Here is a 19,209-nt window from a genome sequence, read left to right as displayed (position 1 = left end):
TGCCATTCCCGATTCCCCACTCCCCATTCCCGGTTGCCCCCAATGACCATCAAATCGCTCGCCCTGCAATGCCGCGACGCCGCGCAGGTGCTGTCGCAATTGTCCGCAGACGCCAAGCAGGCCTTATTGCTGGCCATGGCCAATGCGCTCGACACCGATGCGACGCAGATTCTGCAGGCCAACCAGCGTGACGTGGATGCGGCGCGTGAGAAGGGCACCGGTGCGGCGATGCTCGATCGCCTGACGCTGACGCCGGCGCGCTTGTCGGCAGTGGGCGCGGCGTTGCGTGAGGTAGCCGTGCTGCCGGATCCAGTGGGCCAGGTCACGCGCGACGATGTGCGCCCCAACGGCATCCGCGTGCAGAAGGTGCGCGTGCCGCTGGGGGTGATCGCGATGATCTACGAAGCCCGCCCCAATGTGACCGCTGATGCGGCAGCGCTGTGCATCAAGGCCGGCAACGGCGTGATCCTGCGTGGCGGCTCGGAGGCGATTCACTCCAACACCGCGATTGCGCGCGCACTGCAGGGCGCATTGCGCGAGGCCAATGTGCCCGAGGCCGCGTTGACGCTGGTCGAGGATCTGCGCCGCGAAACCATGCTGGAGCTGCTGCAACTCAGCGATATCGTCGATCTGGCGATTCCGCGCGGTGGCGAGGGCCTGATCCGTTTTGTTGCCGAACACGCACGCGTGCCGGTGATCAAGCATTACAAGGGCGTGTGCCATCTGTTCGTGGATGCCTCGGCCGACGTGGACCTGGCGGTGCGCCTGCTGGTGGATGGCAAGGCCTCGCGGCCGTCGGCATGCAATTCGCTGGAGACCCTGCTGGTGCATGCAGACATTGCCGAACGCTTTCTCCCCGCCGCCGCCGCTGCGTTGCGCGCGCGCAACGTCGAGCTGCGTGGCGATGCGGCAACGCGCGCAGTGCTGCCCGAGATCGCCGCGGCCAGCGACGACGACTACGCCGCCGAATTCCTGGACCTTATCCTGGCCATCCGCGTGGTGCCGGATCTGGACACCGCGCTGGCGCATATCCGTCAGTACGGCTCGGATCACACCGAGGTGATCGCCACGCAGACGCCCGCCAACGCCGAAACGTTCGTGCAGTCGCTGCGCTCGGCGGTGGTGATGGTCAATGCGTCTTCGCGATTTTCCGACGGTGGCGAACTCGGCCTGGGCGCGGAGATCGGCATCTCCACCACGCGCCTGCATTCGTACGGCCCGATGGGCCTGGAGGCGCTGACCGTGGAGCGCTTCGTGGTGCGCGGTGAGGGGCAGGTGCGGCACTGACGCCTTGGCCTGGTGCTGTCGCACAGGCCGCCAGCGCAGGCATGGTTGCAGCAGCGGGCTACGCGATGCACCGGGCCGTTGCTCTGGCGCGGGCGATGGTGACCCCCGTCCTTCCTCGTTGTCGCTGAAACGCTGGCCATCACCCGCAACCGAGTGTCGAACCGGCGCTCCCCCTGCATAGGAAGTGCATCTAGGGCCTGCGCTGCGTACGCCCTCCATGCGGATATCACGCAAACGCAGACGCGCAGCTAGCGCAGGCCGCCAACCGCGCAGCCTGCTCGTCCGCCAGGCAGCCGGATCACCGCAACCACGACCTTTGACACTCCCCCCGGCGCCGCCGCGCTGCCTACAGTCGACGACTTCCCCCCAGTTTCCGGAGTCGTCGATGCGTCGTCTTGCCGCCTGCCTGCTCGCTACCGCCGTTGCCGCCGCCACCAGCGCGGCGCTGGCGCAGACCTCGCCGATGACCCCGGACATCACCGGCAAGCCGTTCGTGGCAGGCGACGCCGCCAACGACTACGTCAAGCGCGAGGTGATGATCCCCATGCGCGACGGGGTCAAGCTGCATACGGTGATCGTGTTGCCCAAGGGCGCGCGCAATGCGCCAATCGTACTCACGCGCACGCCGTACGACGCCAGCGGCCGCACCGAGCGTCTGGCCTCGCCGCATATGAAGGACCTGTTGTCTGCAGGCGATGACGTGTTCGTGGAAGGCGGTTATATCCGCGTGTTCCAGGATGTGCGCGGCAAGTACGGCTCGGAAGGCGATTACGTGATGACCCGGCCGTTGCGCGGGCCGCTTAATCCCAGCGAGGTCGACCATGCCACCGATGCGTGGGACACCATCGATTGGCTGGTCAAGAACGTCAAGGAATCCAACGGCAAGGTCGGCATGATCGGCTCGTCCTACGAAGGTTTCACCGTGGTGATGGCGCTGACCAATCCGCATCCCGCATTGAAGGTGGCCGCGCCGGAGAGCCCGATGATCGATGGCTGGATGGGCGACGACTGGTTCAATTACGGTGCGTTCCGCCAGGTCAATTTCGACTACTTCACCGGCCAGCTCAGCAAGCGCGGCAAGGGCGCCGGCATCCCGCGTCAGGGGCACGACGATTACAGCAATTTCCTGCAGGCCGGCTCGGCCGGCGACTTCGCCAAGGCCGCCGGCCTGGAGCAACTGCCGTGGTGGCACAAGCTCACCGAACACGCCGCCTACGACAGTTTCTGGCAGGAGCAGGCGCTGGACAAGGTGATGGCACGCACGCCGTTGAAAGTGCCGACCATGTGGTTGCAGGGCCTGTGGGACCAGGAGGATATGTGGGGCGCCATCCACAGTTACGCGGCGATGGAGCCGCGCGACAAGAGCAACAAGCTCAACTATCTGGTGATGGGGCCGTGGCGGCACAGCCAGGTCAATAGCGACGCCAGTTCACTGGGTGCACTGAATTTCGACGGCGATACCGCACGCCAGTTCCGTCGCGATGTGCTGCGCCCGTTCTTCGACCAGTACCTGGTCGATGGCGCGCCGAAAGCCGCCACGCCGCCCGTGTTCATCTACAACACCGGCGAGAACCATTGGGACCGCCTGCAGGCCTGGCCACGCAGCTGCGACAAGGGCTGCGCCGCCAAGAGCAAGCCGCTGTATCTGCAGGCGGGCGGCAAGCTGTCGTTCCAGGCGCCAACGGCTGCGCAACCGGCGTTCGAGGAATACGTGTCCGACCCGGCCAAGCCGGTGCCGTTCGTGCCACGCCCGGTCGACTTCGGCGACCGCAGCATGTGGACCACCTGGCTGGTGCACGACCAGCGCTTCGTCGATGGCCGCCCGGACGTCCTCACCTTCGTCACCGAGCCGCTGACCGCACCGCTGCAGATCGCCGGCGCGCCGGATGTGCATCTGCAGGCGTCCACCAGCGGCAGCGACAGCGATTGGGTGGTCAAGCTGATCGATGTCTACCCGGACGAGATGGCGGCCGACCCGAAGATGGGCGGCTACGAGCTGCCGGTGTCGATGGCGATCTTCCGCGGCCGCTACCGCGAAAGTTTCAGCACGCCCGCGCCGCTGGCAGCCAACCAGCCGCTGGCATTCCAGTTCGGCCTGCCCACTGCCAATCACACCTTCCAGCCGGGCCACCGGGTGATGGTGCAGGTGCAGTCCAGCCTGTTCCCGCTGTACGACCGCAACCCGCAGACCTACGTGCCCAATGTCTTCTTCGCCAAGCCCGGCGATTATCAGAAGGCGACCCAGCGCGTGTACGTGGCGCCGGGGCAGGGCAGCTACATCAGTCTGCCGGTGCGTTGACGCCACGGGCGCTGCGTGCCGGCGGCGCCCATACGTCTTCCAGCCACTGCGGGCGGCAGGCCACCCAGGCGGCCACCAGCTGGATCAAGATGCAGGCGGCCAGGAACAGGAAGGGGGAGGTCCAGCCGCCGCGGTGGGCGTGCAGCCAGCCGAACAGGAACGGCCCCAGGCAGCTCACCAGGTAGCCCATGCCCTGCGAAAACCCCGACAGTGCCGCCGAGCCGGCGGCAGTGCGGCTGCGCTGGTTGACCAGCACCAGTGCCAGCGGGAACGTGCTGGGCCCCAGGCCGAGCAGGGTGACCCACAGGATCGGCGCCGCCAGCGGTGCCCACCACAGCCCGGCGAACGCCACCAGGTGGCAGGCTGCGCACAGCAGCACGATCGGGAATGGGTTGCGCAGGCGCACCGCCAGGGCGGGCATGGTCAGCGCACCAACCATGCCCAGCGCCGAGAACAACGCCACCATGGTGCCGCCGAAGGCGGGCGACGCACCGGCCTCGCGGAACAGCGTCGGCAGCCAGGTGAACATCGAATAGGTCACCAGCGAGGTCATGCCGAAGGTCAGCGCCATGCTCCAGCCCAGCGCGGTGCGTGCCACGCGGCCTTCGGCCTCCGGGGTGGGCGTCACCGGCGCCGGCCCGGTCGCGGCCAGGCGGCGATGGCGCGCATGCACCAGCGCCCACGCGATCAACGCCAGCAGCGCCGGCAGCATCCACACCATCATCGAACTGCGCCAGCCCCAGGCATCGGCCACCGGCACCGCCATCAGCGCCGGCAACAGCGTGCCCACCTGCAGCACGGTGATGTACAGCGTGCTGACGCCACCCACGCGGTCGCCGAAATAGCGCTTCACCAGCGGCGGCAGCACCACGTTGCCTACGCCCATGCCGGCCAGCGCCACCAGCGAGCCCAGCAGCAATCCGCCGGTGCCCGGCAACAGCGGGCGCACCAGCAAACCGATCGTGGCCAGGCCCATGGCAATCAGTGCGGTCTGCAGCAGCCCGAACCGGCGCAGCAACGCGGGCGTGGCCACGCCGGTGAGCGCGAACGCGGCAGTGGGCAACATGCCCAGCGCGCCCATCGTGGGGGCACCAAAATCGTACTCATGCGCGATGCGTTCCAGCAGCGGCGTCAGCGAGGTCACCGCCGTGCGCAGATTGAACGCAGACAACAGAACCGCAGCCAGCACCACCCCGCGACCACGTCGCTGTGTGGAAGGTGAGGCAGCGGCAGAAAGTGCACCAGACATGACAGACCGTCCGCACCGACCACAGCATTATGGCGGCGCCTGAAAACACAAAACCGGCACGAGGCCGGTTGTGTGTTTTGAAACTTGGTCGGGGAGACAGGATTCGAACCTGCGACCTCTACGTCCCGAACGTAGCGCTCTACCAGACTGAGCTACACCCCGAAGGAGCCGCGTATGTTACATAGGGAATGCCAAATCGGCAAGCACTGCAGACAACTTTTTTATCAATGCGGTGTGTCTTGCTCGCGCGCCTCGAACCACATGCCGTTGAGCACGGCAGCCAGTGCGGCCAGACCGGTGCCAAGAATCCATGCGAAATACCACATCGGTGTTACTCCTTGTTGCGTTGAAGTGTGGGCATGCGAGCGGTGGTGCGCCGTGCAGCAGCGCCCGCAGGTGTGCGCTCAATACGCGTTGGGATTGCCGGCCATCTCTTCGGCGGTGACCTTGCCCTTGAGCACGCGGTAGACCCAGGTGGTGTAGGCGATGATGATCGGCAGGAACACCGCAGTGGCCAGCAACATGATCCACAGCGTCAGCCGGCTGCTGGAGGCATCCCACAGCGTCAGGCTCGAGCCCGGTGCGCTGGAAGAGGGCAGCAGGAACGGAAACAGCGCAAAGCCCACGGTCAGGATGATGCCGGCGATGGCACTGCCCGAGGCAATGAACGCCAGGCCGCCACGGCGTGCGCGCAGCAGCGCCGCGTTGAGGGCTAATCCCAGCAGGCCGACCAGCGGCGCAACTGCAGTGGCGGGCATGCTGCGGTAGTTGTGCAGCCAGCCACCGGCGGCGGTGAGGGCGGCGGTCTTGCCAAGCGGGTCAGTGGCCGCATCGGTCACCGTTGCCGAGGTCACCACATAGCCGGGCAACCCGAACGCCACCCAGGCACCGGCACCTGCAAACAACGCCACGCCGAGCACGGCCGCAATACTGCCGTAGCGCGCCGCGCGGTCCGCAACCGGGCCGTCGGTCTTGAGCACCAGCATCGCCGCGCCATGCGCCACCAGCATCGCCACGCTGAGCAGGCCGGCCAGCAACGCGAAGGGCGTCAACAAGCCGAAGAAACTACCGGTGTAGAACACGCGCAGGCTGTCGTCGAAATGGAATGGCACACCCAGCACCACGTTGCCCACCGCCACGCCCATGATCAGCGCCGGAATGAAGCCGCCGACAAACAGCGCCCAGTCCCAGTTGGTGCGCCAGCGCTGCCCCGGTAGCTTGCCGCGGTATTTGAAACCCACCGGGCGCAGGATCAGCGCAAACAGGATCACGAACATCGCCAGATAAAAGCCCGAAAAGCTCACCGCATACAACGGTGGCCAGGCTGCGAAGATTGCCCCGCCACCGAGCACCAGCCACACCTGGTTGCCTTCCCATACCGGGCCGATGGTGTTGACCACCAGCCGGCGCTCGGCATCGGTGCGCGCCACAAACGGCAGCAGCGCGCCCACGCCCAGGTCGAACCCGTCCATGACCGCAAACCCGATCAGCAGGATGCCGAGCAGTAGCCACCAGATCACGCGCAGCGTTGTGTAGTCCAATCCAATGAAATCCATGGGTGTCTCCGACCGTTACGGTTGAGCGCCAGCCAGCGCATCGCCGGCATGCGCGGGGGCAGGGGAGGTGGTGTCACGCAAGGCGGGAAAGAACGCGTCCGGGCCTTTGCGGATGGCGTTGAGCATCAGCTTGATCTCGATGATCAGCAGCACCGTGTACAGCGCCACGAAGCCGCCCAGCGAGAGCAGGATCTGATGCAAGGCAAGACCGGAGGCGGCATAGAACGTGGGCAGCACGCCTTCCACCGCCCACGGCTGGCGGCCGTACTCGGCCACGAACCAGCCGCATTCGATGGCGATCCACGGTGCCGGCAACGACCACAGCGCCACCGTCAGGAACCAGCGCTTGTCTTCGAACGTGTGCTTGCACGAGAACCAGAACGCGGCGGCGAAGAAGACGATCAGATAGAAGCCCAGTGCCGCCATCACCCGGAACGTCCAGAACAGCGGCAAGACGCGTGGCACGGTGTCCATAGCTGCCTGTGCAATCTGCTCTGGCGTGGCATTGCCGATGTCATCGCGATAGCGCTTGAGCAGCAGCCCGTGGCCCAGATCCTGCCAATGCGCATCGAACACCTTGCGTGCTTCAACATCGTGCTTGTCGGCACGCAGGCGTTGCAATGCACCGTAGGCGATCTGCCCGCCGCGGATGCGGTGTTCGGCACGCTTGACCAGATCCAGGATGCCGGGGATCTGCTGGTCCAGCGAGCGCGTGGCCACCAGCCCCATCAGGTAGGGCAGCTGGATCGCGTAATCGTTGCGGTGTGTGGTCTGGTTGGGAATGCCGAACGCGGTGAAGTTGGCCGGTGCCGCTTCGGTCTCCCACATCGCCTCGATTGCGGCCAGCTTCATCTTCTGGTGTTCGTTGGCGGCATAGCCGCTCTCATCGCCGAGCACCACCACCGACAGCGCCGAGAACAGGCCGAACGCCGCAGCCACCGCGAACGAGCGCCGGGCCAGCTCTCGGTGCGTGCCGCGCAGCAGGAACAACGCACTGATCGACATCACGAACATTGCGCCGGTAACGTAGCCCGCGCTCACCGTGTGCACGAACTTGGCCTGCGCCACCGGGTTGAACAGCACCGCCATGAAGTCCACCACTTCCATGCGCATGGTGTCCGGGTTGAACACCGCACCGGTGGGGTTCTGCATCCAGCCGTTGGCGATCAGGATCCACAGCGCCGACAGGTTGGTGCCCAGCGCCATCAGCCAGGTCACCGTGAGGTGCTGCACGCGCGAGAGCCGGCTCCAGCCGAAAAAGAACAGGCCGATGAAGGTCGCTTCCAGGAAGAACGCCATCAGGCCTTCGATCGCCAGCGGCGCGCCGAAGATGTCGCCGACATAGTGGCTGTAGTACGACCAGTTCATGCCGAACTGGAACTCCATCACGATGCCGGTGCCGACACCCATGGCGAAATTGATGCCGAACAGCACGCCCCAGAACAGCGTCATGCGGCGCCAGACGTCCTTGCCGGTCATCACATAGACGCTCTCCATGATCGCAATCATGAAAGAGAGCCCCAGGGTCAGCGGGACGAAGAGAAAGTGGTACATCGCGGTCAGTGCGAACTGCAGCCGCGACAGTTCAACGACTGTCGAGTCGATCATGGCAGGGTGGACCTGGTTGAGTGTCGGTAGGAACACAGCGGATGATCTGCCCCTGCCGCGCCCGGCGCGTTGATCCAAATCAAGGCGGCCACCGATGGGTGCGTCAGACTGTCCAACCCGCAGCCGTGGGATGGCGACTTACAATTGCGATCCGCCGCGATGTCTTCCGAGAGCGATGTGAGCCAGCCCAGCGTGCCAGCCAGCGAAACGCCCGCGCAGCGCCGCCAGCGCGGCCAATGGCTGGACGCGCTGGCCGCACCGGCCACGCGCGCGCGCCGTCTGGCGGGCGTGGCGGTGACGATTTCGGGCGTGTTGTTGCTGCTGCAGTCCGCCGCCATCGCCTGGCTGATCCAGTCCGTGCTGGTGCAGCACCGCCCACTGGCGGAACTGGGCCATGTCGGCCTGGGCCTGCTGGGTGCGGCGATCGGTCGCGCGCTGTGTGGCGCATGGGCGCAATCGCTGGCCGGCGAGGTGGCCGATGTCGCCAAACACGCCTTGCGCCTGCGCATTGCACGGCGCCTGCTCGAACACGGCCCGGTGTGGTTGCGCCGCCAGCGCAGCGGTGAACTCGGTGAACTGAGCCTGGCCCACAGCGACGCGCTGGAGGGCTATTTCGTCGGTTACCAGCTGGCGCGCACCGAAATGCTGGTGGTGCCGGGGTTGATCCTGCTGGCGGTGTTCTCGGTGGATTGGGTGGTGGGCCTGGTGCTGTTGCTCACCGCGCCGCTGATTCCGTTTTTCATGATGCTGGTGGGGTGGGGCGCCGAAGCCGCCGGCCGCGAGCAACTGGGCGAGCTGGCGCGCATGGGCGGGCACTTTGCCGACCGCCTCAAGGGCTTGGGCCTGCTGCGGGTGTACGGCCGTGGCGAGGCCGAATTGGGCGGTATTGCGGCAGCCGCCGACGGCGTGCGCGAGCGCTCGCTGAAAGTGCTGCGCATCGCGTTCCTGTCCTCCACCGTGCTGGAGTTCTTCGCCTCGGTGAGCGTGGCGATCGTGGCGCTGTATTTCGGGCTGAGCTACCTGGGCATGCTGGATCTGCACGGGCTGCCGAGCCTGGGAACGGGCATGTTCTGCCTGCTGTTGGCGCCGGAATTCTTTGCGCCCCTGCGGCGGCTGGCCGCGCACTACCACGACCGCGCCAATGCGCTGGCCGCGGTGTCCGAAGCCGAGCGCCTGCTGCACGGCTTTGCACCGCCTGCGGTGGCGGTGCAGGTGCCGGCAGTGCCGGCGCGGCCGCTGGAACCGGCACAGGCGCACGCACCGTTGCTGCAGGCACGTGGGCTGGCAGTGCGTCCGCCCGGTTCGCCGGTGCAGGTCGTGCGCGATTTTTCGCTGGCGCTGGAGGCCGGCCAGCGTGTCGCATTGGTTGGCCCCAGCGGCAGCGGCAAGAGCACGCTGCTGGAAGGCCTGGCCGGCTGGCTGGAGTTGGAGGGTGGCAGCCTGGCGGTGCGGCCGGGCGTGCGCATCGGCTATGCACCGCAGCGGCCCTACCTGTTCCACGGCAGCATCGCCGACAACCTGCGCCTGGCCGATCCACAGGCCAACGAGGCCCGCCTGCGCGCGGTGGCCGACGCGGCGCAGGTGCTGCGGTTTGTCACGCACCTGCCGGACGGGCTGGACACGGTGATCGGCGAGCGCGGCTTCGGGCTATCCGGTGGCGAAGCCCGGCGCGTGGCCTTGGCACGGCTGCTGTTGCGGGAGCCCGATGTGCTGTTGCTGGACGAGCCCACGGCCTTTCTCGATCCCGACACCGAGGCCGACCTGCTGCGCAGCCTTGCGCTGTTCGCGCGTGGACGCGCTGTGGTGCTGGCCACGCACAGCGCCGCGGTGATGCAGTGGGCCGACACGGTGATCGATCTACGCGGCGCGCGCGTTGCGATGGAGCAGCCATGAAGCACCCGGCACCTGATCGCCTGCGCGATGTGTTTACCCGCCACCTGTGGCGGTTGCTGGTGTCGGCGGTGCTGGTGCTGGTCACCGCGCTGACGGGCGTTGGCTTGCTCAGCCTGTCTGGCGGGTTTCTCACCGCCGCAGCCCTGGCCGGTGTTGCCGGGATGGGCTCGGGCTTCAATTTTTTCTCGCCCTCGGCCGGGATCCGGGCGTTGACGTTCGCGCGGATCGTGTCGCGCTACGGCGAGAAACTGATCGGCCACGACGCCACCTTGCGCATTGCGCGCGATGCGCGGGTGTGGTTCTTCCGTCGCGCCTTGCCGCTCGCACCCGGACGCCTGTCGGCCACACGCACCGGTGACCTGCTGGCGCGGCTGATGTCCGATATCGGCGAGGTCGATGGCGTCAGCGTGCGCGCGCTGGCACCGCTGTCTGCATTACTGGGTGTGTGGTGCGCCGGCGTGATGGCCGCCGCGGTGATCTACCCACCGGCTGCAGCGCTGCTGGTGGTGCTGGGGCTGCTGATCGGCGTGCTGGTGCCGTGGCAGGTGGCGCGTGGCGGCGCCGCGCGCGAACAGCGCCGCACCCAGCAGCGCGCCGCCTTGCGCACGCAAGCCTTCGAGGGACTGGAGGGCGCGGCGGATCTGGCCGCGGTGGAGGCACAAGGCACCTGGATCACCCGCATCGACACCGCCGCCACGGCCTTGGCGCAGGGCGACCGCAGCCAGCGGCGGCACCTGATCGGCGGCAATTTGCTGCATGCGCTCTGCGGCGGCATCGGCTTGGCGGGCATGCTGTGGCTGGCGCTGGATGCGGCCGAACGCGACCTGATCGACGCCGCGATGGCAGCCGGCCTGGTGTTCCTGACCATGGCCTTGCTGGAGGTGTGGGCCGGCGCCGGCCTGGCGTTGCAGGCGCTGCAGAGTGCGCGCGTGGCCGGGCAGCGCCTGCAGGCGATCGTGGACCAGGCGCCTTCGGTGCAGGACCCGCCGCAGCCGGTCGCGGTGCCGCCCAGCGGTGTGCTGGAACTGCGCCAGGTGCGCTTTGCCTGGCCGGGGGCCGCGCGGCCGGTGCTGCAGGCGGTGGACCTGCGGCTGGGCCCGGGCGAGCGCATCGCCATCAGCGGCGATAGCGGCAGCGGCAAGAGCACGCTGTCGGCCCTGCTGCTGCGGCTGTGGGACCCGCAAGACGGGCAGGTGGACTACGCCGGCATCGCGCTGCGTGCGTTCGCCCAGGCGCAGTGGCACCAACGCATTGCCTGGCTGCCGCAGAACGCGCCGGTGTTTGCCGGCACGGTGCGCGAGAACCTGGCCATCGGCGATGCCGCTGCCAGCGATGCCGCGCTATGGGCCGTGCTCGATCAGGTGCGCCTGCGCGACTGGGCCACCACCCAGAACGGCCTGGAGACCTGGGTGGGCGAAAACGGCGCCACGCTTTCGGCTGGCCAGGCCCGCCGGCTCGCTTTGGCACGCGCGCTGTTGCGCGATGCGCAGATCCTGCTGCTGGACGAACCCACCGACGGCCTGGACGTGGATACCGCAGATGCGCTGTTGATTGACCTCGCCGCCGCCCTCGGCCAGCGCAGCCTGGTGATGATCACCCACGACAGCGTGCCCGACGGCGTGGTGCAGCGGCGCTACCGGATGCGGGACGGGGTGCTGGAAGCGCTGCCCTGAGCGAGACGCACCTGTCCCGGTGCGTGTCGCAGTCACGGTGCCGTGCTCAGTCCAGCACCGCCCGGAGCGTGGCCATCAGCCCCGGCTGCAGCCAGGCCCACAGCAACAGGCCGACATTCAACCCGGCGGTGATCCAGAACGCCAGCTGGAACGCGGCCTTGCTGCATTTATGGCGAAACCATTCCTGCGCCAGCAACGCGCCAGGCCAGCCGCCCAGCACACCGATCAGGTGCAAGGTGGCTTCCGGCGTCCGCCATTGGTTGCGTTGCGCCGCAGACTTGTCGATGGCGTAGGCCAGCACGGCCACCCCACTGGCGGCCACATACCAGAGCAGCACCAGCAACGGCAGCCGCTGCAGCACGACGGCGGCGACGATCGCGCCCAGGAACATCGCCGCAATGAACTTGCGCGGCAGGCCGCTGCCGCGTTGCCGGGTCCTGGCCTGGGTGCTGCGGTCTGCCCAGCGCACCTGCGTGGCCTTCAGCCGCGCGTGTGCATCGCGCTGCACCGCGTAGGTGAGCACATCGCCATTGCAGGGCCGCCGCCGCTGCGGCCCAAATGCGCCGATATGCACGAAGGCACGCTCGCCACCGCCATGCGGCACGACGAACCCGAAGCCCTTGTGGTCATCCCAATCGCTCAGACGCCCCTGATAACGCATCGATCCCCCACCATGAGCGGCTCAGCAGTCTGCAAGAAAGGCCCGCACTGCCGGGCCGAAGCGGGCGAAATCCACCAGGAAGGCGTCGTGGCCCTGCGGGGAATCCAGGCCCAGGAACTGTGCATCGGCGCCCCCGGCACGCAGGCCTTCGGCAATCTGTTCCTGCTGCTGCACCGGGAACAAGATGTCGGTGTTGGCGCCGATCGCCAGTGCGCGCGCGATGCGGATCTGCGCCAGCCCTGCCAGCACGCCGGATTCTGGCGCTGCGGCGTCGGCGCGTGTGTCCGGTGCGTATTCGGCCAGATCGAACCAATCCATCGAGCGGCTTAGATAGAGATAGCAGTTGGGGTCGAAGAAGCGCACGAAGCGGCGTGCATGGCCTTCGAGATAGCTTTCGACCTGGAATTCGAGCCCGAATGGATCCTCGGCGGTCAGTTCGGAATCCAGCCGCACGCGGCCGAAACGGCCATCCCATTCCAGCGCCGAGCGGTAAGTGATCACGCCCAGCTTGCGCGCCATGCGCATGCCCGATTCCGGGTACTGCACATCGTCGTAGTGGCCGCCGTTCCAGTGCGGATCCAGGCGAATGGCTTCGCGCTGCAGCGAGCGGATGGCGATCGAAAACGGCAACGCCTGCGCGCTGCCGGAGATGTTGATGTGGCTGCGCGCGATGCCCGGGTGGCGCAGCAGCAACGCCAACGCGGTCATGCCCCCCATCGAGTTGCCGATCAGGCAGGCCAGCTGCGCGATGCCCAGTGCGCGCACCACATCGGCCGCGGCATCGGCGACATCTTCGATGGACAATTCGGGGAACGACAGCCGGTAGGGCGCGCCGGTGGCCGGGTCGATCGAAGCCGGGCCGGTGGAGCCTTTGCAACTGCCCAACGAGTTGACGCACACCACGAACCAGCGATCGGTGTCGATCGGCTTGCCCGGGCCCACCATCGCTTCCCACCAACCGGGCTCGGGGTTGTCGGCATTGGCCGCGGCGTGGGCATTGGGCGACAGGCCGGTGACGATCAACACGGCATTGCCGTGGTCCGCATCCAGCGTGCCCCAGGTTTCATAGGCCACCCTGGCCTGATGCAGTACACCGCCGCGTTTCATCGGCAACGGCGAGGGCAGGGCGTGGAAGCGGGTACCGGTGGGAATGAATTCGGTCATCGCGTGATTCTATCCGGCATGGCGGGAGCCGGCATGCGTACGCTTGGCACGCGCTGTCGCGCTGTCGCGCTGTCGCGCTGTGAGGGCGTGGGCAGTGCGCCGCGTTGGAGGTGCCGGTTTCCGGCGATGTGATCGCTTTAGAGCGGCTAACAAAACGTAGCGAGCAGTCGTCAGGTGGTTGCGGACGGCGCGGAGGAACCGGAGTGTACGTCGGTACATGAGGATTTCGAGCAGCGGCCGCGCCCGCCTGGCGGCTGCGCAGTCGTTTTGATAGCTGCTCTTAATGCCGAGGTGTTTCCGCGCGCGCCTGGAGTGCTATGCGCTTACAAGCACGCAGCACTCAGCGGCCGATGACCAGCTCCAACTGCGCATCGGTGGGCAACTGCACCGTCACCGGCGTGCTTTCCACATCGTCGCTCTGGCGCATCGCATTGCCGCTGCGCGAGAGCCGGGCCACCAGTTGCACCTTGTCCAGCGACGACAGCGTGCGCGTGGGCATCGGGCTGTCGCCATCATCCAGGGTGACGGTCAACGGCAGCGCGCTGAGCGGGTGTTTTTCCACCGCCACCGGCATCGGGGTGTCGGCGGAGCGTGCAATCACGAACACACTGGTGTCGGCGGGCAAGCCGGCGCGCTTGGCGAACTCGGCGTCCAGCACCACCCGCACGCGAATGGCCTTGCCTGTGCTGGCCGTGGCGGTTGCCGGGGCGGCGGCCTGGATCGGCTCCAGCTTGGCCTCGCGACGCGCGGCATTGATCTGTTCCAGCAGCCCGGGGCGGGTCTTGGGGTCCACCACCTCCAGCAGCGGCAGCCAGGTAGCGCTGGCGGCTGCGGGCTGCCCGGCCTGGCGTTGCACCACGCCGAGGAACCAGCGCGCACGCTCGTGTTCGGGCTGCACCGCAAGCGCATGTTCGAGCAGGCGTTGCGCCTCGTGATCCGGCTGCGGTGTGTCATCGGCGAGCATGCGCGTTTGCGCGGCGGCCACCAATACATCCGGCTCGTCCGGGCGCAGCGCCACGGCACGGGCAAATGCATCGCGCGCTTCGGCGAACTTCTCCTGGCTGGACAGCGACCGCCCCAGCAGCACCCAGCCTTCGGCCTGGTCTGGGTTGCGCGCCAGGGCAGTGCGCAGTTGCACGATGGCCTCGTCCAATGTGCGTGGCTTGGCCGGGCGGTCGGCGGTCTGTTCGATCGCCGCCGGCGTGCCAACCAGCCAGTAAAGCGCGGCGCTGGCCGCCAGCAGCAACACCACCAGCGCGCCGGCCAAGCCGCGCGCCTCACGCCACAGCGGGCGTAGCACCAGGCCGAAAGCCAATACCGCCAGCACCACGATGCACGCGACAAAGATCGCCATTACCACTCCTGCTCGTCGACGCTGGTGGTGGGCGCTGCCGCACTGCGCCGCCGCACCACCAGCGCCACCGCCGTGCCGCCGAGCAGTAGCACCAGCAACGGGCCGAACCACAGCAGCCAGGTGCGCGATTCGACCTGCGGCCGGTACAGCACGAACTCACCGTAGCGGGCCACCAGAAACTGGCGGATCTGCGCGTCGCTGCGGCCTTCGTGCATCAGCGCCAGCACTTCGCGGCGCAGGTCCTGCGCAATTTGCGCGTTGGAATCGGCCAGCGACTGGTTCTGGCATTGCACGCAACGCAGCTCGGCGGTGAGCGCATGAAAGCGCGCTTCCTCGGCGGCCGAGCGGTACTGCAGCAGCGAGGGGTCGCCCATTGGCTGGGCCAATGCCAGCCAGGGCCACAGCAACAATGCGAGTAGCCAGGCGCGTGTCATCGGGCGGTGTGCAGGTCCGGCGCGGCGCTGGGCGAGCGCTCGATGCGGGTCAGGGCCGGAATCAGCTGGGTGTCGATGATGGATTGGGTCAGCATGCCGCTGTACTTCCAGCGCACCACGCCGCGGCCGTCGACCAGGAAGGTTTCCGGTGCGGCGGCAATGCCGAAGTCGATCGCGGTGCGGCCATCGGTGTCGGCGACCACCAGCAGATACGGGTTGCCCAGTTGTTCGAGCCAGCGCAAGGCATCGGCGCGCTCGTCCTTCCAGTTGTAGCCGATCACGCGCACGCGCTTGGTCAGTGCGAAGCGGCTCAGCACCGGATGTTCTTCGCGGCAGGCCGGGCACCAGCTGCCCCACACGTTGATGATGTAGGGCGCACCGCGCAGTTCGCGCGCATGCACGATGATGCTGGGATCGTGCAGCAACGGCAGCGCGAACTCCGGCGCCGGCTTGCCGATCAGTGCCGACGGCAGGGCGTCGCGGTCGTCATTGCCCGAACGCACCACGGCGTAGACCAGCAACGCCGCCAGCGCGAGCAGCAGGATGCCCGCTCCCACAAGCACGGCGGTGGGCAGGCGGGAGGTGCGAGGGTCAGACATTTAGGGACTCCGGAGAACGACGGAAACGCCGGTCGGCCGCGGTGACCAGGCCGCCGAGCGCCATCAGCAGCGCTCCCAGCCAGATCCAGCGGACAAACGGTTTGAGATGCACACGCACCGCCCAGGCCTGATTGCCCAGCGGTTCGCCCAGGGCGACGTAAAGATCGCCAAACGGACCCGGGCGGATCGCCGCCTCGGTCAGGGTTTGGCCGCCACTGGCGTAACGGCGTTTTTCGGCATGCAGCGTGCCCACTGCCGCGTCGTCCTTGAACACCTGCAAGGTGGCGCGGTCGGAGACGTAGTTCGGCCCGCGCACTTCTTTCAGCCCGTCGAAATGCAGTGCGTAGCTGCCGATCTCCATCTGCTGGCCGGGTGCCAGCGCGACTTCGCGCTGCAGGCTGAGCGATTCCACCAGCAAGGCACCGGCCAGGAACACAGCAACGCCCGTATGCGCCAGCGCCATGCCGAGCATCTCGGCGGTGAACTTGCGCCCCTTGGCAGCGCGGCGCGTCCACAAAAAACGCAGCGTGCCCAGCACCACCCAGGCCGCTCCCGCCACGCCGAGTGCCGTTTTCAGCTGGCCCTGCGGTGCGGCGAACCAGGCCAGCACCCCGAGCACGACGGCCAGCGCGGCCCAGGGCGCGAGCATCGCCAGCGGACGCGAGGGTTGGTCGCGCTGCCAGCGGGTCAGCGGCCCGAACGGCAGCAGCGCCACCAGCGGCGCCATCAGCACCAGGAACAGCGTGCCGAAGTAGGGCGGGCCAACCGACAGTTTGCCCAGGCCCAGCGCATCGGCCAGCAGCGGGTACAGCGTGCCCAGCAGCACCATCGCGCAGGCGCAGGCCAGCAGCAGGTTGTTCAACAGCAACAGCGTTTCGCGCGAGCTGCCGGCAAAGGCCCGGCGCGGGTCATCGCCCTGCGACAACCGCGGCGCGCGCAGCACATACAGCAGCAACGAGCCGCCGACCACGCTCAGCAGGAACACCAGGATGAACACGCCGCGCGAGGGATCGGCCGCAAACGAATGCACGCTGGTCAGCACACCCGAACGCACCAGGAAGGTCCCCAGCAGCGACAGCGCGAAGGCGGCGATTGCCAGCAGCAGCGTCCAGCTGGCGAAGCTGCCGCGTTTTCCGGTGACCGCCTGCGAGTGCAGCAGCGCAGTTCCGACCAGCCAGGGCATGAAGCTGGCATTTTCCACCGGGTCCCAGAACCACCAGCCACCCCAGCCCAGTTCGTAATACGCCCACCAGCTGCCCAGCGCGATGCCTACGGTAAGCATCGACCAGGCAATGTTGGTCCATGGCCGCGTCCAGCGCAGCCAGCGTGCGTCCATGCGGCCTTCCAGCAGCGCGGCAATGGCGAACGCGAACGGCACCGCAAAGCCCACATACCCGCAATAAAGCATCGGCGGATGGATGATCAGGCCCGGGTCCTGCAGCAGCGGATTGAGGTCGGCGCCTTCCAGCGGCACCGGCATCAACCGCGCGAACGGATTGGAGGTGAACAACAGGAACGCCAGGAAGCCGATGCTCACCAGCGCCATCACGCCCAGCACGCGTGCGATCACCTGGGCGGGCAACTGCCGCGACCAGATCGCCACCGCGCCCGTCCATAGCGCCAGCACCAGCGTCCATAGCAGCAACGAGCCTTCGTGTGCGCCCCAGACCGCCGAATAGCGATAGATCAACGGCAGCAGCGAGTTGGAGTTCTCGGCCACGTATCGCACCGAAAAATCCTGCACCAGGAAAGCGTGCGTCAACACCGCGAATGCCGCAGCGATCAGTGCCAGTTGCACCAATGCGGCGGGGCGGGCAACCGCCATCCAGGCACTGCGCCCGCGCTGCGCACCGGCCAGCGGCACGACGGCCTGCACCAGCGCCACCAGCAGCGCCAGCACCAGCAGGAAGGTACCGAGTTCAGGCAGCATCGGCCTGCCTGTCATTCCTACAACGTCGGATGGCCGGCGATACCGCGCGCCTGCGTGGCAGCGTATGGCCGTCAGTCGCGGTGCCGTCGATCTGTGCGTCGCGGTCTACCAGGGAGGTCACCGTCACTGGGTCACCTTCGCCGGCGCGACCTGGTGCTTGCGATGCGCACTACCCATCTTGTCGGCGACTTCCTTGGGCATGTAGGTCTCATCATGCTTGGCCAGCACGTCCTCGGCCACGAACACACCTTGCTGCATGCGGCCGGTGGCCACCACCGCCTGACCCTCGCGGAACAGGTCGGGAAGGATGCGGTCATAGCGCACCGGCAATTGCGCGTCGCCGTCGGTGACGCGGAAGTGCGCTTCCAGCGAGCCGGCTTCGCGCCGGAACGAGCCTTTTTCCACCATGCCACCCAAACGGAAACGCGCATGCTCCCCGGCCTCGCCGCGCAACACCTCGGCCGGCGTGTACAGATACGCCACGTTGCGCTGCAGGGCCATGGCCACCAGCGTGGTCGCCAGGCCACCGGCCAGCACCAGCGCCAGCACCAGCCACAGACGGCGGCGACGTTGCGGGTTCATCGGGTCAGCTCCACATCGGTGGGCAGTGTGCGCTTGCGCTCGCGCAGGCGCCGCGCCTGCGCCACTTTCAAGGCTTTGCGCACCTGCCAGCGGCCGGCGATCAAATCCCACAGCAGCACCAGCGCGAACACCGCGTAGGCCGCAATCACATAGGGCAGATAATTCATGCCGTGCCCTCCGCATCGCGCACGATCCACGCCTTGCCGGCTTCGCGGCGCAGGTTGTCGGCACGCGCCCGCGTGAGCAGCGAGCCGGCAAACCAGAACTTGGTGCCGATCACCATCAGCCACAGCGGCAGCAGCATGCTGGCATCGATACTGGACGGGCCCAGCAGACGGATGCTCTGGCCCTGGTGCAGCGAATTCCACCACACCACCGAATAGCGGATCACCGGCAGCAACGCAACGCCGACGATTGCCAGCAGGCTCGCGGCCCGCGCGGCCTGACGGCGGTCGTCGATGGCGTGATACAGCCCGATCACGCCCAGGTACAGAAACAGCAGGATCAATTCGGTGGTCAGGCGCGGGTCCCAGTCCCACCAGGCGCCCCACATCGGCTTGCCCCAGATGCTGCCGGTGAGCAGGGTGATCACGGTAAAGGCGGCGCCGATCGGCGCGCAGGCCATGGCCAGGATCTCGCACACCTTGATGCGCCAGATCAGCGCGATGGCCGCGTACAGCGCCATCAGCCCGAACACGAACAGGCTCATCCATGCGCTGGGCACGTGGATATACAGGATGCGGAAGCTGTCGCCCTGCTGGTAGTCGGCCGGCACCGCGAATAATGCCTGCCAGATGCCGATGCCCAGCAATACCGCCGCCAGCGCATAGCACCACGGCGCCCAGCGCGCGGTAAAACGGTCGAAGATCGGCGGGGAAGCAACGTGGTGGAACCAGCGGGCGACGACGTTCATGCGATGG

The 19,209-nt window shown here is 67.4% G+C and carries 17 protein-coding genes, 1 tRNA gene and 1 other RNA gene; 4 read left to right on the top strand and 15 right to left on the bottom strand.

The genetic code is table 11. From position 1 onward, the window contains the following. The first annotated feature begins 42 nt into the window (after positions 1-42). Positions 43-1,287, top strand: a complete 1,245-nt coding sequence (locus XCC_RS11660) for a glutamate-5-semialdehyde dehydrogenase (protein ID WP_011037382.1) — start codon at positions 43-45, stop codon at positions 1,285-1,287. 385 nt (positions 1,288-1,672) lie between these two features. Continuing rightward, the gene (locus XCC_RS11655) at positions 1,673-3,586 is read left to right on the top strand and encodes a CocE/NonD family hydrolase (protein WP_011037381.1); all 1,914 of its coding nucleotides are present in this window, start codon (positions 1,673-1,675) and stop codon (positions 3,584-3,586) included. On the opposite strand, the gene XCC_RS11650 is transcribed toward XCC_RS11655, so the two are convergent. From XCC_RS11650 to XCC_RS11630, 5 genes are all read right to left on the bottom strand, one after another. Next, complete coding sequence (locus XCC_RS11650; protein ID WP_011037380.1) at positions 3,567-4,835, bottom strand: CynX/NimT family MFS transporter; 1,269 nt, start codon at positions 4,833-4,835, stop codon at positions 3,567-3,569. The genes XCC_RS11655 and XCC_RS11650 overlap by 20 nt on opposite strands. Positions 4,836-4,920: 85 nt before the next feature. Further along, positions 4,921-4,997: transfer RNA gene (locus XCC_RS11645), tRNA-Pro, on the bottom strand. A gap of 62 nt (positions 4,998-5,059) precedes the next feature. Then, complete coding sequence (gene cydX / locus XCC_RS11640) at positions 5,060-5,161, bottom strand: cytochrome bd-I oxidase subunit CydX (RefSeq protein ID WP_011037379.1); 102 nt, start codon at positions 5,159-5,161, stop codon at positions 5,060-5,062. A 78-nt stretch (positions 5,162-5,239) separates the two neighbouring features. Continuing rightward, the gene (cydB, locus tag XCC_RS11635; protein ID WP_011037378.1) at positions 5,240-6,391 is read right to left on the bottom strand and encodes a cytochrome d ubiquinol oxidase subunit II; all 1,152 of its coding nucleotides are present in this window, start codon (positions 6,389-6,391) and stop codon (positions 5,240-5,242) included. 15 nt (positions 6,392-6,406) lie between these two features. Further along, the gene (locus XCC_RS11630; protein ID WP_011037377.1) at positions 6,407-7,999 is read right to left on the bottom strand and encodes a cytochrome ubiquinol oxidase subunit I; all 1,593 of its coding nucleotides are present in this window, start codon (positions 7,997-7,999) and stop codon (positions 6,407-6,409) included. Positions 8,000-8,158: 159 nt separating this feature from the next. On the opposite strand from XCC_RS11630, the gene cydD reads away from it, so the two are divergent. Both cydD and cydC read left to right on the top strand, forming a co-directional pair. After that, positions 8,159-9,892, top strand: coding sequence for a thiol reductant ABC exporter subunit CydD (gene cydD, locus XCC_RS11625; protein WP_011037376.1), 1,734 nt, complete (start codon positions 8,159-8,161; stop codon positions 9,890-9,892). After that, positions 9,889-11,565 (top strand): thiol reductant ABC exporter subunit CydC, encoded by a 1,677-nt coding sequence (cydC, locus tag XCC_RS11620; protein ID WP_011037375.1) that lies wholly within the window; start codon positions 9,889-9,891, stop codon positions 11,563-11,565. Before cydD ends, cydC begins: the two co-directional genes overlap by 4 nt. Before the next feature lie 46 nt (positions 11,566-11,611). Here cydC and XCC_RS11615 read toward each other — a convergent pair whose 3' ends face one another. The 10 genes from XCC_RS11615 to XCC_RS11570 form a co-directional block, all read right to left on the bottom strand. Further along, positions 11,612-12,226 (bottom strand): DUF1294 domain-containing protein, encoded by a 615-nt coding sequence (locus tag XCC_RS11615; protein WP_011037374.1) that lies wholly within the window; start codon positions 12,224-12,226, stop codon positions 11,612-11,614. A gap of 21 nt (positions 12,227-12,247) precedes the next feature. Beyond that, positions 12,248-13,390 carry a homoserine O-acetyltransferase MetX gene (gene metX, locus XCC_RS11610; RefSeq protein ID WP_011037373.1) on the bottom strand — a complete coding sequence of 381 codons (1,143 nt, stop codon included), beginning with the start codon at positions 13,388-13,390 and terminating at the stop codon, positions 12,248-12,250. 144 nt (positions 13,391-13,534) lie between these two features. Beyond that, a non-coding RNA gene (locus tag XCC_RS11605) (sX9 sRNA) lies at positions 13,535-13,609 on the bottom strand. A 121-nt stretch (positions 13,610-13,730) separates the two neighbouring features. Next, positions 13,731-14,744 carry a tetratricopeptide repeat protein gene (locus tag XCC_RS11600; RefSeq protein ID WP_019237605.1) on the bottom strand — a complete coding sequence of 338 codons (1,014 nt, stop codon included), beginning with the start codon at positions 14,742-14,744 and terminating at the stop codon, positions 13,731-13,733. Beyond that, the gene (locus XCC_RS11595; RefSeq protein ID WP_016944472.1) at positions 14,744-15,178 is read right to left on the bottom strand and encodes a cytochrome c-type biogenesis protein; all 435 of its coding nucleotides are present in this window, start codon (positions 15,176-15,178) and stop codon (positions 14,744-14,746) included. Before XCC_RS11595 ends, XCC_RS11600 begins: the two co-directional genes overlap by 1 nt. Continuing rightward, on the bottom strand, positions 15,175-15,777 hold the full coding sequence (locus tag XCC_RS11590) for a DsbE family thiol:disulfide interchange protein (RefSeq protein WP_011037370.1): 603 nt from the start codon (positions 15,775-15,777) through the stop codon (positions 15,175-15,177). The genes XCC_RS11595 and XCC_RS11590 overlap by 4 nt, the downstream gene beginning before the upstream one ends. Continuing rightward, a complete protein-coding gene (locus XCC_RS11585; RefSeq protein ID WP_011037369.1) occupies positions 15,770-17,707 on the bottom strand; it encodes a heme lyase CcmF/NrfE family subunit in 1,938 nt (645 codons plus the stop codon). The genes XCC_RS11590 and XCC_RS11585 overlap by 8 nt, the downstream gene beginning before the upstream one ends. A gap of 123 nt (positions 17,708-17,830) precedes the next feature. Next, positions 17,831-18,289: a cytochrome c maturation protein CcmE gene (gene ccmE, locus XCC_RS11580; protein WP_011037368.1), complete on the bottom strand. Its 459-nt coding sequence runs from the start codon at positions 18,287-18,289 to the stop codon at positions 17,831-17,833. After that, positions 18,286-18,456, bottom strand: a complete 171-nt coding sequence (locus tag XCC_RS11575; RefSeq protein ID WP_011037367.1) for a heme exporter protein CcmD — start codon at positions 18,454-18,456, stop codon at positions 18,286-18,288. The genes ccmE and XCC_RS11575 overlap by 4 nt, the downstream gene beginning before the upstream one ends. Then, complete coding sequence (locus XCC_RS11570) at positions 18,453-19,202, bottom strand: heme ABC transporter permease (RefSeq protein ID WP_011037366.1); 750 nt, start codon at positions 19,200-19,202, stop codon at positions 18,453-18,455. Before XCC_RS11570 ends, XCC_RS11575 begins: the two co-directional genes overlap by 4 nt. Positions 19,203-19,209 lie beyond the last annotated feature (7 nt).

The sequence above is a fragment of the Xanthomonas campestris pv. campestris str. ATCC 33913 genome, assembly GCF_000007145.1.
Classification (GTDB): domain Bacteria; phylum Pseudomonadota; class Gammaproteobacteria; order Xanthomonadales; family Xanthomonadaceae; genus Xanthomonas; species Xanthomonas campestris.
This window is presented reverse-complemented; position numbering and strand designations above follow the sequence as displayed.